11 protein-coding genes and 1 tRNA gene are annotated in these 12420 nt (G+C 50.0%); 9 read left to right on the top strand and 3 right to left on the bottom strand.

What is annotated here, in order from left to right; genetic code table 11:
• The first annotated feature begins 143 nt into the window (after window positions 1-143).
• Complete coding sequence (locus tag ACO0LN_RS08860) at window positions 144-938, top strand: sensor histidine kinase (RefSeq protein ID WP_162040957.1); 795 nt, start codon at window positions 144-146, stop codon at window positions 936-938.
• Window positions 938-1735 carry a LytR/AlgR family response regulator transcription factor gene (locus ACO0LN_RS08855; protein ID WP_422972867.1) on the top strand — a complete coding sequence of 266 codons (798 nt, stop codon included), beginning with the start codon at window positions 938-940 and terminating at the stop codon, window positions 1733-1735. Before ACO0LN_RS08860 ends, ACO0LN_RS08855 begins: the two co-directional genes overlap by 1 nt.
• 45 nt (window positions 1736-1780) lie before the next feature.
• On the opposite strand, the gene ACO0LN_RS08850 is transcribed toward ACO0LN_RS08855, so the two are convergent.
• Together ACO0LN_RS08850 and ACO0LN_RS08845 are read right to left on the bottom strand one after the other, a co-directional pair.
• Window positions 1781-2005 carry a hypothetical protein gene (locus tag ACO0LN_RS08850; RefSeq protein WP_422972865.1) on the bottom strand — a complete coding sequence of 75 codons (225 nt, stop codon included), beginning with the start codon at window positions 2003-2005 and terminating at the stop codon, window positions 1781-1783.
• A 144-nt stretch (window positions 2006-2149) separates the two neighbouring features.
• Window positions 2150-2226 (bottom strand) — tRNA-Met (locus ACO0LN_RS08845).
• Window positions 2227-2477: 251 nt separating this feature from the next.
• Here ACO0LN_RS08845 and ppnN point away from each other — a divergent pair.
• Together ppnN and ACO0LN_RS08835 are read left to right on the top strand one after the other, a co-directional pair.
• Entirely contained in the window at window positions 2478-3848 is a 1371-nt protein-coding gene (ppnN, locus tag ACO0LN_RS08840; protein ID WP_422972863.1) for a nucleotide 5'-monophosphate nucleosidase PpnN, read from the top strand.
• 65 nt (window positions 3849-3913) lie between these two features.
• Window positions 3914-4870: a chemotaxis protein gene (locus ACO0LN_RS08835; RefSeq protein WP_162040961.1), complete on the top strand. Its 957-nt coding sequence runs from the start codon at window positions 3914-3916 to the stop codon at window positions 4868-4870.
• A 92-nt stretch (window positions 4871-4962) separates the two neighbouring features.
• On the opposite strand, the gene ACO0LN_RS08830 is transcribed toward ACO0LN_RS08835, so the two are convergent.
• Window positions 4963-5424 carry a hypothetical protein gene (locus ACO0LN_RS08830; RefSeq protein ID WP_422972861.1) on the bottom strand — a complete coding sequence of 154 codons (462 nt, stop codon included), beginning with the start codon at window positions 5422-5424 and terminating at the stop codon, window positions 4963-4965.
• 178 nt (window positions 5425-5602) lie between these two features.
• Between ACO0LN_RS08830 and ACO0LN_RS08825 the strand changes: the two genes are divergently transcribed.
• The 5 genes from ACO0LN_RS08825 to ACO0LN_RS08805 all read left to right on the top strand — a co-directional run bounded on the left by ACO0LN_RS08825 (window position 5603) and on the right by ACO0LN_RS08805 (window position 12391).
• Entirely contained in the window at window positions 5603-7552 is a 1950-nt protein-coding gene (locus ACO0LN_RS08825; protein WP_422972860.1) for a CocE/NonD family hydrolase, read from the top strand.
• Between the two features lie 24 nt (window positions 7553-7576).
• Entirely contained in the window at window positions 7577-9628 is a 2052-nt protein-coding gene (locus ACO0LN_RS08820; RefSeq protein ID WP_422972858.1) for a M13 family metallopeptidase, read from the top strand.
• A gap of 148 nt (window positions 9629-9776) precedes the next feature.
• Window positions 9777-10907 carry a quinolinate synthase NadA gene (gene nadA, locus ACO0LN_RS08815; RefSeq protein WP_422972856.1) on the top strand — a complete coding sequence of 377 codons (1131 nt, stop codon included), beginning with the start codon at window positions 9777-9779 and terminating at the stop codon, window positions 10905-10907.
• 198 nt (window positions 10908-11105) lie between these two features.
• Entirely contained in the window at window positions 11106-11972 is an 867-nt protein-coding gene (nadC, locus tag ACO0LN_RS08810) for a carboxylating nicotinate-nucleotide diphosphorylase (protein ID WP_422972854.1), read from the top strand.
• A 14-nt stretch (window positions 11973-11986) separates the two neighbouring features.
• Window positions 11987-12391, top strand: coding sequence for a pentapeptide repeat-containing protein (locus ACO0LN_RS08805; RefSeq protein ID WP_422972852.1), 405 nt, complete (start codon window positions 11987-11989; stop codon window positions 12389-12391).
• The last annotated feature ends 29 nt before the right edge of the window (window positions 12392-12420 follow it).

Raw genomic sequence — 12420 nt, 5'->3', positions numbered from 1 at the left:
CCTTATTGGCTTTATGGTCGAGAGGGGATGAGTGGCGTCTCGTGTTGCAAAATTTTCTGGAAAGCGCGGCATTGATTGAGACGATATGTCTGCTTTCCTTGCTGATCCTATGTAATTTACGTAGATTTTCTGCGCGTTATTACATGTCTGGCTGGTTTCAGCGCTTATTGTGTTGCATGTTGCCAACGGCAATCGCTGCCTTGCTGATGATTTATTTGCGCATGCAAGACTGGATAATGGCCAGCTTTCCCAAGTTAAATCCCTTGTTTGTCGTGGTCGCAACTGGTTTGCTGGCATTGGCATATCAACAGTATTTTGAATTGCGTACCCGGGCTTTTTCACCTGCGCTGGGTGAAGCCAAACTGCAGGCCTTGCAAGCCAGGATACGTCCACATTTTTTGTTCAACAGCTTGAATACTGCCTTGTCGCTGATACGCACCGAGCCTCGTCGCGCAGAAATGGTGCTGGAAGATCTCTCAGACCTGTTCAGGGTATTAATGCGCGATACCCGCGATGTCACCAGCTTGCAGGACGAAATACGCTTGTGTGAGCAATATCTGGCGATAGAAAAAATACGCCTGGGTGAGCGTATGCAGGTGACATGGGATAAAGAAAAAATTTCCCCCCAGGAGCTGGCCGAGATAGAAATTCCTTCATTGTTATTGCAGCCCCTGCTTGAAAATGCAGTTCATTACGGCGTTGAACCATCGGTGCAGCAAGCGACTGTCACGGTAGAGATAAAACGTCTGCTGGACAAGGTAGAAATTCGCATCCGCAATCCCTATCACGCAGAGGCAAATATGGTTTCCGGTAATCAGATGGCACTGGAAAACATACGGCAGCGACTAAGTTTGCTTTATGATATCGAAGCGCAAATTCAATACGGCGTAGTAGATGCGTACTTTGAAGTTAAGTTGCAATTCCCGGCTAAGAGATGATGACACCAAGAATACTGATAGTTGATGATGAAGCACCCGCAAGACAAAGGCTGTTGACGCTATTGTCAGACATAGAGGCAGAATGCCCGGTGACGGTGGTTGGAGAGGCGGAGAATGCTATGTTGGCGCTGGAAAAAATCAGCAATCTGCAACCTGATATTGTGTTGCTGGATGTTCAGATGCCGGGCATGAATGGCATAGAACTGGCGCAGCATCTGGCGCAACACCAGGCCAGCCTGCGCTCGCCAGCGATTATTTTTGTGACTGCCTATGATGAATTTGCCGTCAAGGCTTTTGAGGTGCATGCACTTGATTACCTGATGAAGCCGGTGCGGGCCAGCCGTCTGGTGGATGCGCTGGTGCGTGCCAGTGAAAAAATGAAGAGCGCGCGCCGCCTGCCTGAAACCATGGCAACGGACACCAGCGGTCCCAGGCGCAAGCATTTTTCAGTGCTGGAAAGAGGGCGGATATTGCTGGTGCCAGTAGCCGAAGTGCTGTTCTTGAAGGCAGAACAAAAATACGTGACCCTGCATACAGCGCAACGTGAATATCTGCTGGAAGAGTCGCTGACTTCGATAGAGGTGGAATTGGGAGACTTGCTGGTCAGGGTGCACAGGAATGCCCTGGTCGCACGTAGCGCCATTAATGGCGTAGAGCGGGCAGTGCAAGTGGTGGATGCTGACAATAATCAGGAAAAAGTATCTGACTCCTGGCAAATCATTGTCAGTGGATGCGCTGAACGTTTGCCAATTTCACGCAGGCAGTGGCCAGTTATTAAAGCCCTGGTGCGGGTTTGATTTGTGTTTTTGTGTTTTTGTGTGCTCAGTTGCGTTCAGTTGCGCTCAGCGCCAGACAGGCAAGCCGGTCAGGTCTGTGTTGTCATCGTGTACCCAGGCTGGCAGACCGGTGCGGTCGGTGGGCCCGAGTACATCCAGAAGATCAAGCTGTTCCTGTTTTTTACCGCGCGGACGTGGGGCAGGTACTGGTTTTCTGGTTTCTGGCAATAAAAATGCTGGTTCGCCAAAGCCGGGTAATTCCAGGGTAGCGTGATCTTTATTGTCTTTCATCAGTTGAGCTTGATCAATGTTGATGTGTGGCGATGCCTGGTAAAGCTTAAGCAAAAAAGCAAAATAAACCGCCTCTGACAATTGCTTGCCAGAAGAAAAATAGTGCCCGGTAAATTTGTGCGAATGCACCAGAACAAAGAAACTTGGTTGCGGGGGCAGGATTTGAACCTACGACCTTCGGGTTATGAGCCCGACGAGCTGCCAGACTGCTCCACCCCGCGTCTGAAGGAGGCGAATTGTACATGGCGAAGGCGCGATATACAATCATTTATAGAAATATTTTTATATCGGTCTTAAATTGACGGCCCGGCGACACTGCAATTTGCCATTCTTCACAATACAAATGTGGCAAATAGTGCTGCTGATGCAACCCGCGCAATAAATTGCATGCATAATGGAAGCATAGAGAAGCACGCTGATGCTGCTTTGCAGGCATCAGCCGGAAATTATTTTCAGGAGTGAAAAAGCAGTTATGGAATTCGAAGTTATCGACACGCAAATTTCGCCAGGCGGCCGTATGGAAGTTTTGTCCAAGGCTGAGGTCGTGCAATTGCTCGACAATAGTCATGGCGGTTTGTACCAGGTGTTTCGTAGTTGTGCACTGGCGGTCTTGAATTGCGGCAGTGGCCTCGACGATGGCAAGGAATTGCTGGAGCGTTACAAGAGCTTTGACATCAGCATCATCCAGCGCGAACGCGGCATCAAGCTTGATGTCAAGGGCGCGCCAGCCAGTGCTTTTGTGGATGGCGTGATGATCAAAGGCATACAGGAACACTTGTTTGCCGTATTACGCGATATCCTGTTCATCAAGGCCGCGATCGAAGATGACCGCAAGTTTGATCTGGCGACCACAGAAGGTATCAGTGATGCGGTTTTTCACGTCATGCGTAACGCCAATCTGCTCAAGCCTCAGGTCAATCCGAATATGGTGGTGTGCTGGGGCGGGCATTCGATTTCCAGCGAAGAATATGACTACACCAAGCATGTAGGGTATCAACTGGGTTTGCGTGGCATGGATATCTGCACAGGGTGCGGCCCAGGTGCCATGAAAGGCCCGATGAAGGGCGCCACCATAGGTCATGCCAAACAAAGGATTACCACAGGCCGTTATCTGGGCATTACTGAACCGGGCATTATCGCCGCCGAAGCGCCGAATCCCATCGTCAACGACCTGGTGATCTTGCCGGATATAGAAAAACGTCTTGAAGCTTTTGTGCGCATGGGCCATGCCGTCATCGTCTTCCCTGGTGGGGCAGGCACGGCAGAAGAAATTTTGTACTTGCTGGGTATCTTGCTGCATCCTGATAATGCAGAGTTGCCTTTCCCCCTGATCTTTACCGGGCCGGAAAGTGCGGCAGATTACTTCCGTCAGATCGATCAGTTCATTGCCGCAACGCTGGGTCCTGAGGCACAGCAGAACTACAAGATCATCGTCAATGACCCTGTGCGCGTAGCGCAGGAAGTGCAGGCTGGTATCAAGGGAGTGCGTGAATTCCGCAAAGCCAAGGGCGATGCGTATTATTTCAACTGGTTGTTGAAGATAGATGCAGAGTTCCAGAAGCCGTTTGAGCCCACGCATGAGAACATGCGCAACCTGGCCTTGCACAAGAAGCAGGATACGCATCTGCTGGCAGCAAATCTGCGTCGTGCTTTTTCAGGCGTGGTGGCGGGCAACGTCAAAAATCAGGGCATACGTGCAATAGAAAAACATGGACATTTTGAAATTCGCGGCGATAGTGAAATAATGGCATCAATGGATACCTTGCTGACATCTTTTGTTGCTCAGAATCGCATGAAATTGCCTGGTAAGGCTTATACCCCTTGCTACCGTGTAATAAAGTAATTGCGTTGCAGTAAAACCGTAGGATAATGTTGCAATCCTGTTCCATCACGATGAGGAAAACAGACATGAGTTCCGTACAACAAGAAGTCGATGAACGTACCAACCTGACAGCGTCCAACAAGTTTGAATTGTTGCTGTTCCGTCTGGGGACAGATGGCAACAGCGACAGGTCTGAATTGTTTGGCATTAATGTTTTCAAGGTGCGAGAGATAGTCGCCATGCCAACGATTACCGGTATGGCGGGCGCGATGCCCCACATGCTGGGCGTGGTCAATTTGCGTGGACAGATTATTCCTGTCATCGACTTGCCTTCGGTGGTCGGGCTCAAACCGAAAACTGGCCTGAACATCATGCTGGTCACTGAATATGCGCGCACCACCCAGGGTTTTGCGGTTGAATCGGTAGAAGAAATCGTGCGCCTGGACTGGAACCAGGTCTTGTCGGCTGAAAGCAGTGCAGCGGGTGGCATGGTCACCAGTATCGCCCGTCTTGATGGTGATACTGAAGATACACGTTTGGCTCAGGTGCTGGACGTGGAGCAAATTTTGCGTCAGATCACGCCGTCTGATACCAAGGATGTCGATCCAGACACCATCGGTGCCAAGCTGCAGATGATTCCTGGCTCCGCCATTCTGGCAGCAGATGATTCGGCAGTTGCCCGCGGTTTGATTGAGCAGGCGCTAACAGCCATGGGTGCTCAGTTCATCATGACCAAGACTGGCAAGGAAGCCTGGGAGAAATTACAATCCCTTGCGACTGCAGCCCAGGCTGAAGGCAAGGGCGTGCGCGACAAGGTATCCATGGTGCTGACTGATCTGGAAATGCCGGAAATGGATGGCTTTACCCTGACACGTAAGATCAAGAACGATGACCGCTTCAAGTTTTTGCCGGTGGTGATTCATTCATCGTTGTCAGGTGCAACCAATGAAGACCATATCAAGACCGTGGGTGCCGACGCCTATGTTGCCAAATTCGTGGCTGAAGAACTGGCGGCAACAATACGGTCTGTATTGGCAAAATAAAATACCGCCGTAGAAACTGAAAACTGAAGCTTGTAAAAAAGGGTGCAATTATTTCATTAATTGCACCCTTTTTGTATCTGGCCTGGCCGCGCTTATCTGGCTTGTGCCGGAACACGTTCCCAGCCACCAGGACAAGACTTGATCGCCGGGTAAAAGCCGTCTGGCTGATGGCAATACAGCCAATCCTTGCCCGCCGTAGATTGCCGGGCAGGATTGGGCTGGCTGATGATATTGCCGTCATCAACATAGCTTTGAGTATAGGTCGTATATGTAGGGTAATTGTCCGTATAAACCACATTGCCGGTGCTGACGACAGGCGTCACATAGGTGACGGCTGGGGCGATGACCACACTGGGGTAATAACGCCAGGAATAATCGTAAGGATAGTAGGCAGACACATAGCTATGCCGGTTGCCATAATTGAAATATAGCGGCGGAATGGAAACGCCTATGCTTACCCTGGGATGGAAATGATGGCCGCCAGGGCGAGCCCATGCCGAGCCGGATAGTGCCAGCAGAGCCAGCGTGACAGCAAATATTCTGAGTGATTTCATGGTATTTCCGCAATAAAATATTTGTTTGATGCCTATTTATCAGTTTAGGTCGAAATCTGGAAACTTATTGAGAAAAATTTACTCTTTAGGATTCGCGGCGATTCACTACGCCAGACCTGGTTTGCAAGCATTTTAACCAGAATAAATAAAACAATAGCGCGTTATCTTAAGGGGAATTATGAAATTCGTGATTAAAAAATGTGCAGCCTTGTGCGCTCTTGCCTTGATGGCCAATCTGCCAGTGTATGCTGTCGAAGCCGTCATGGCTGATGCACCTGAAGCTGCCAAACCTAGCATACGCGAACAATACACCAAATATGAATACCAGATTCCCATGCGTGATGGTACACGGCTTTTTACCGTGGTGTATGTTCCCAAAGATAGCAGCAAGTCTTATCCCTTCCTGATGACCCGTTCACCCTATGGCAGCGGCGTCTATGAGGGTGGGCAGTCGCACTATGGCGTGGATTTCTACCCGCAATCACTCGGTCCATCCAAGGAATTCGACCAAAGTGGCTATATCTTCGTCAAGCAAGACGTGCGTGGCCGTTATATGTCTGAGGGCGTCTGGCAAGAAATGACGCCGCATATCAAGGCCAGCAGGCTGGCGGGCGAGGGTGTCGAAAGCCAGGACATGCATGACACCGTCGAATGGCTGTTGAAAAACGTCAAGGGCAATAACGGCAAGGTCGGCATCTGGGGTATTTCCTACCCTGGCTTTTATGCCTCGGCCAGTATTATAGACTCACATCCGGCGATCAAGGCCGCTTCACCGCAGGCCCCCGTCACCGATCTGTTCATGGGGGATGATTCCTATCACGGCGGTGCCTTCATGCTGGCAGCCAATTTTGGGTTCTTTTCCAATTTTACGGTAGAAAAAAATCCTACGACCTTGCCCAAACGATGGGAAGAGTTTGATTTTGGCACCTCCGATGGCTATCAATATTTTCTCAAGTATAAAACCCTGAAAAACATTACTGCCCAACTATCAGATAAACAGCGTGAATTGCTGATGCCTACCATTGAGCATAGCACCTATGATGAATTTTGGAAGAGCCGCAATATCGCCGCGCATCTGAAGAACATCAAGGCAGCCGTGTTGACTGTTGGTGGCTGGTATGACGCAGAAGATCCTCAAGGCCCATTCACGACGTATCACAGCATCAAAAATAATAACAAGGGTTATTACAATGGCCTGGTCATGGGGCCCTGGTCGCATGGCGGCTGGGCGGGTGCCGAGGGTAAATCATTGGGGAATGTGAGTTTCGATGTCAAAACGGGCGACTATTACCGCAAGAATATCGTTTTCCCTTTCTTTGAACAGCATTTGAAGGGCGCCACTGGCAAGGCTTTGCCGGAAGTGACCGTATTTGAAACCGGCACCAATGTCTGGCGTGAATACCCAAGCTGGCCACCGCAACAGGCACAAAAACGCACCCTGTATTTTGGCAAGGATGGTAGCTTGAGCTGGAAGGAGCCGCAGGCAGAATTCAATACCTTTGACGAATATGTCAGCGACCCCAACAAGCCCGTGCCTTTTATCTCTTACGTCGCCACTGGTGCGCCGCGCGAATATGTGGTCTCTGACCAGCGCTTTGCTTCCACACGGCCAGATGTGCTGGTTTATCAGACTGAACCTCTGGAAGAAGACGTGACTATCGTCGGGCCAGTCAATCCCAAATTGTTTGTGTCAACCTCTGGAACGGATGCTGATTGGGTCGTCAAACTGATTGATGTTTATCCATCGGCTTATCCGGATAAACAGGTGGTGCGCGAACGTGCCAATGATGTGCCGCCACCTTCTGTCGCCATGGCTGGTTATCAGCAACTGGTCAGGGGCGAGCCTTTGCGGGGCAAGTTCCGCAACAGCTTTGAAAAACCTGAACCTTTTGTACCTGGCAAAGTGGCGGCCATCAGCTATAACATGCCGGATATCCAGCACACCTTCCGCCGAGGTCATCGGATCATGGTACAGGTGCAAAGTAGCTGGTTCCCGCTGGTGGATTTGAATCCGCAAAAATTCATGGATATTCCCAAGGCCAATCCCGAAGACTTCCAGAAGGCCACACAAAGAGTATATCGCTCACCCGGACAATATTCAGGTATAGCCGTGCAAGTAATGCCGTAAAAATCAAGAGACAGGGGCAAAAAAATGAAAACAAAAAATATCTTCAAACGCAGCGTGCTGGCCAGCCTGGTTAGCGTGGCATGTATGGGTAATGCAGTATTTGCTCAGACCGCGACTTCAAACCAGCTTGTACTCGAATCCATGACCATGGATAAAAAGGCGGATCCCTGCACAGATTTCTTCCAGTATTCAAATGGCGAATGGCTGAAGGCCAATCCCATTCCTTCCGACCGTGCACGTTTCAGTGCTTATGACGAAGTGACTGAACGAAATCTGACAGCTTTGAAACTCATTGCAGAAACAGCCGCAAAAGGCGAGGGCAAGAGCAAGGCAGCACAACTGGTCGGTGCTTTTTATGCCAGTGGCATGAATGAAGCGCAGATAGAAAAAGAAGGTATCAAACCGCTGGAGCCGCAGTTTGCGCAAATCAATGGCATCAAGGATAGTACGCAATTGCTGGCTGTGATCGCTGGTTTGCACAAGCAAGGTGTCTCACCTTTGTTTGGCTTTACTGTAGATCAGGATGCCAAAAACACGACCCGCTACATTCCGCAAATCATGCAGGGTGGCCTGGGCTTGCCAGACCGCGATTATTACCTGAAGACCGATACCAAGACCAAGGATATCCGTAACAAGTACGTCGCCTATGTCACTCAGATTTTTACTTTGCTCGGTGATACTACTGACCAGGCAAAGAAAAATGCTGCCGTCGTGATGGCGTTGGAAACCAGACTGGCCAAGGCATCCTTGACCAAGGTTGAATTGCGCGACCCGCAAGCCAGCTACCACTTGTCTGACTTGAATGCCTTGCAAAAGACAGACAAGAAAACTGCCTGGTCCACCTATTTCAATGAACTGGGACTGGCACAACCTGGACAATTCAATCTTGCCCATCCAAAATTCATTGTAGAAGCAGGGCGCATGGTCAATGCCGTCAGTCTTGATCAATGGAAAACTTATTTGCGCTGGCAATTGGCAAACGCGCGTGCGAAGGATTTGAGTTCAGCCTTCGTCAATGCCAGCTTTGATTTTTATGGCAAGACCCTGGCAGGCACCAAGGAATTGCAACCACGCTGGAAGCGTGTTCTGGGGTCTATTGATGCCATGGCAGGCGAAGCCATGGGTGAATTGTATGTCGCCAAATTCTTTGGTCCTGAAGCCAAGGCAGGCGTACTGGAAATGGTGGATAACATCAAACTGGCTATGCGTGAAAGTATAGGTAAGCTGGAATGGATGTCAGACACGACCAAACAGCAAGCCTATAAAAAGCTTGATACCATCCTGGTGAAAATAGGTTACCCCGATGTATGGCGTGATTACAGCAGCCTGCAAATCGATACAGGTCCCTATGCTGCCAACATGGCACGCGCCGCTGAATTGGAATTCAAACGCAATCTGGCCAAGCTGGGCAAGCCGATAGACAGGAATGAATGGGGCATGACGCCACAAACCGTGAATGCCTATTACAACCCCACCATGAATGAAATGGTGTTCCCGGCAGGCATACTGCAACCGCCTCTGTACCATGTGAATGCTGACCCTGCCGCCAACTACGGTAATACCGGTGCAACTATAGGCCATGAACTGACGCATGCCTTTGATGATGAAGGTCGCCAATTTGATGCCCAGGGCAATCTCAAAAGCTGGTGGACCAAGGACGATGAGAAAAAATTCCTGGTCCGCGTCAAAGCCATAGAAAAGCAATTTGATGAGTTTAATCCTATCGACAAATTGCACATCAATGGCAAGCTGACTGCTGGTGAAAATATTGCTGATCTTGGCGGTATGAAGATTGCCCTGCAGGCTTTGCACAAATCGCTGGAGCGCAAGCCTCAGGCCAGGGAAATTGATGGCCTGACGGTGGATCAGCGCTTCTTTGTCGCCAATGCGCAAAGCTTCCGCAGTCTTATCCGTGATGAAATGTTGCGTATGAAACTGGCAACTGATCCTCATTCACCAGACAAATATCGTGTCATTGCGCCATTGGCAAATATGTCGGAATTTTCTGATGCTTTCCAGTGCAAGGGTGATCGTTCGCCCCTGCGCCCAACAGCGACGCGGGTAAATATCTGGTAACAGCGTATACTATGGCTTGAAATGCAGTAGTGGATGCAGGCTAAAGGGGCACTGGATGCAAATCTGGCAATCCCAGGCCTGCCAATATTTCTTGTCATCAGAGTGCATGCCAGCATGTACTCTATGCACTCCAGATATGTAGGGCTATATGGAAACCAAAGTTGTCGAATTTGAACGTCCACAGATGGATGTGGGTAGTAGCTGTACCGCCAATGCCTGGGCGCGCATTCCTGATGCGCCTTCAGCAATAGAAAAGCTGGAACTCAAAGCCAGAATACGCCAGCTCTTGAAAGAAAAGCAGGCTGTACTGGTAGCGCATTATTATGTCGATGCCGAATTGCAAGACCTGGCAGAAGAAACCGGTGGCTGTGTTTCTGACTCGCTGGAAATGGCGCGCTTTGGCCGCGATCATCCCGCCAAGACTCTGGTTGTGGCCGGCGTCAAGTTCATGGGCGAAACAGCCAAAATACTCAGTCCAGAAAAAACCATTTTAATGCCTGACCTGGATGCGACCTGCTCGCTGGACCTAGGTTGCCCGGCAGATGAGTTTGCGGCTTTTTGCGATGCCCATCCTGACCGCACCGTAGTCGTGTATGCCAATACCAGCGCAGCGGTCAAGGCAAGAGCTGACTGGATGGTGACGTCCAGCATCGGCCTGGATATAGTCGCGCACTTGCATGCACAAGGCAAAAAAATACTCTGGGCACCCGATAAACATCTGGGTGGTTATATACAGAAGCAGACAGGTGCAGACATGTTGCTATGGCAGGGTTCCTGCCTGGTACACGATGAATTCAAGGGCATAGAGCTGGATGTACTCAAGGCTGAGCACCCCAATGCCAAAGTCCTGGTTCATCCTGAATCACCAGCTGCTGTCGTGGCATTGGCTGACGTAGTTGGCTCGACTTCGCAAATGATCCATGCAGCACAAACGCTGGATGCAGATGAATTCATCGTCGCTACCGACAATGGCATCCTGCACAAAATGCAAATGGCAGCGCCGACCAAACGCTTCATCGTTGCTCCAACTGCGGGTAATAGCGCGACTTGCAAGAGCTGTGCACACTGCCCATGGATGGCCATGAACGGTTTGCGCAATCTGGTACAGGTACTGGAAAACGGCAATAATGAAATCCAGGTTGATCCGGCAGTAGGGCAAAAGGCCAAAGTATGTATAGATCGCATGCTGGATTTTGCGGCAGCCAAAAAAGCCAATGTGCGCCCTTCAGGTGATCTGGCGAAAGAGGCCAAACTATTCTCCGGCATAGGCCCGGCCTGAGAACCTGTTACGATCTTACTGCTCGAGCGTGATCGGGGCTCATGCGCTGCTCAAAATGCTCATGTACTAGAAGTACATTCCGCTTTTTGCGCTGCGTTTTTGTTACCCTGACCCCGCTGACGCACGCTCGCTACAGATCGTAAGCAGGTTCTGAATGCTGCGCAAGCTCCACCCAATTACACACGAGGTTATCTGGACATGTCTGGTAATTTAAAGAATACGCAATTCCCTTTTGATGCAGATTTACAAAAAGCTCTTGAACGCAATATCAGCGATGCACTGGCTGAAGATGTCGGTGCTGCTGACCTGACTGGCTTGCTGGTGCCTGCAGATGAAGTCGTGCAGGCACAAGTCATTGTGCGTGAAGATGCCGTTCTGTGTGGTGCTCCATGGTTCGACGCCGTTATGACGGCACTGGATGCTACCATCGTCGTGGATTGGCAATATGCCGAAGGCGAGCAGATGAAGGCAAATACTGTCGTCTGCAAAATCAAGGCACCTGCCAGAGCCTTGCTGACAGCCGAACGTTCTGCGCTGAATTTCCTGCAATTGCTATCTGCTGTCGCGACCGCCACCAGCAAATATGTCTCCATCATCGCAGGCACAAAAGCAGCCATACTCGATACCCGCAAAACCTTGCCCGGCCTGCGTCTGGCGCAAAAATATGCGGTGCGCGTGGGTGGTGGCAAGAACCAGCGCCTTGCCTTGTATGACGGTATTCTTATTAAGGAAAACCATATCGCGGCAGCAGGTGGCGTGGCTGAGGCCATGCAAAAAGCCCTGAGCCTGAATGCCTGCGTGAGCATACAGATAGAAGTCGAAACCCTGGAACAATTAAAGACAGCACTGGACGCTGGTGCTACCTCCATCCTGCTTGATAATTTTAATACCGGCATGATGCGTGAAGCAGTAGCTATCACGGCAGGCCGTGCCTTGCTGGAAGCCTCTGGCGGTATAGATCATGCATCGGTGCGAGCGATTTCCGAGACAGGAGTCGATAGGATATCCATAGGCAGCCTGACCAAGGATATCAAGGCGACGGATTATTCTTTGCGGATAGTTTAATTCCTGCATGTCATATGCTGTTTGAAAACCAAAACTTTACATCCAGGTTGAAGAAGCCAGTCAGCCTGGATGAGCATGTTTTTCGCTACTGTGAGTTTTCAGATATTCAATTTGAAGGGGGAGACATCTCATCTGCTTTTCTGGCTTGCAGCTTTACCGGCTGCGGATGGTACTGGGGTTTGTTCAATACCTGCATCCTTGTTGATGTGAAGTTCATCAATTGTATTTTTCGGGGAACGACATTTTCTGGGGCCAGGTTTGTTAACTGCGAATTTGAAAACTGCGAATTCTTGAAGGACAATCTTGGCAGAAATTGTACATTCGATGAGGTGAGCTGGTTTGCTTGCGCGCAGGAAAATTGCACGGGATTGGAGAGTGAATTTCGTACAAGGGATAAAGATCGAAGTTATACCCCTTAATTTTGACCTGCTTGTAAGTAAATCACTAA

The organism is Undibacterium sp. TC9W (assembly GCF_049339865.1).
Classification (GTDB): Bacteria; Pseudomonadota; Gammaproteobacteria; order Burkholderiales; family Burkholderiaceae_D; genus Undibacterium.
The sequence above is the reverse complement of the archived record's forward strand: the minus strand, read 5'-3'. Positions and strand labels throughout refer to the sequence as shown.

Excerpts from the sequence above, each read along its gene's own strand:
- ACO0LN_RS08860 (WP_162040957.1), top strand. The coding sequence starts at position 144 with ATGTCTGGCTGGTTTCAGCGCTTATTGTGTTGCATGTTGCCAACGGCA.
- nadA (WP_422972856.1), top strand. The coding sequence starts at position 9,777 with ATGGAAACCAAAGTTGTCGAATTTGAACGTCCACAGATGGATGTGGGT.
- ACO0LN_RS08835 (WP_162040961.1), top strand. The coding sequence starts at position 3,914 with ATGAGTTCCGTACAACAAGAAGTCGATGAACGTACCAACCTGACAGCG.
- ACO0LN_RS08825 (WP_422972860.1), top strand. The coding sequence starts at position 5,603 with ATGAAATTCGTGATTAAAAAATGTGCAGCCTTGTGCGCTCTTGCCTTG.
- nadC (WP_422972854.1), top strand. The coding sequence starts at position 11,106 with ATGTCTGGTAATTTAAAGAATACGCAATTCCCTTTTGATGCAGATTTA.
- ACO0LN_RS08855 (WP_422972867.1), top strand. The coding sequence starts at position 938 with ATGACACCAAGAATACTGATAGTTGATGATGAAGCACCCGCAAGACAA.
- ACO0LN_RS08805 (WP_422972852.1), top strand. The coding sequence starts at position 11,987 with ATGCTGTTTGAAAACCAAAACTTTACATCCAGGTTGAAGAAGCCAGTC.
- ppnN (WP_422972863.1), top strand. The coding sequence starts at position 2,478 with ATGGAATTCGAAGTTATCGACACGCAAATTTCGCCAGGCGGCCGTATG.
- ACO0LN_RS08850 (WP_422972865.1), bottom strand. The coding sequence starts at position 2,005 with ATGAAAGACAATAAAGATCACGCTACCCTGGAATTACCCGGCTTTGGC.
- ACO0LN_RS08820 (WP_422972858.1), top strand. The coding sequence starts at position 7,577 with ATGAAAACAAAAAATATCTTCAAACGCAGCGTGCTGGCCAGCCTGGTT.
- ACO0LN_RS08830 (WP_422972861.1), bottom strand. The coding sequence starts at position 5,424 with ATGAAATCACTCAGAATATTTGCTGTCACGCTGGCTCTGCTGGCACTA.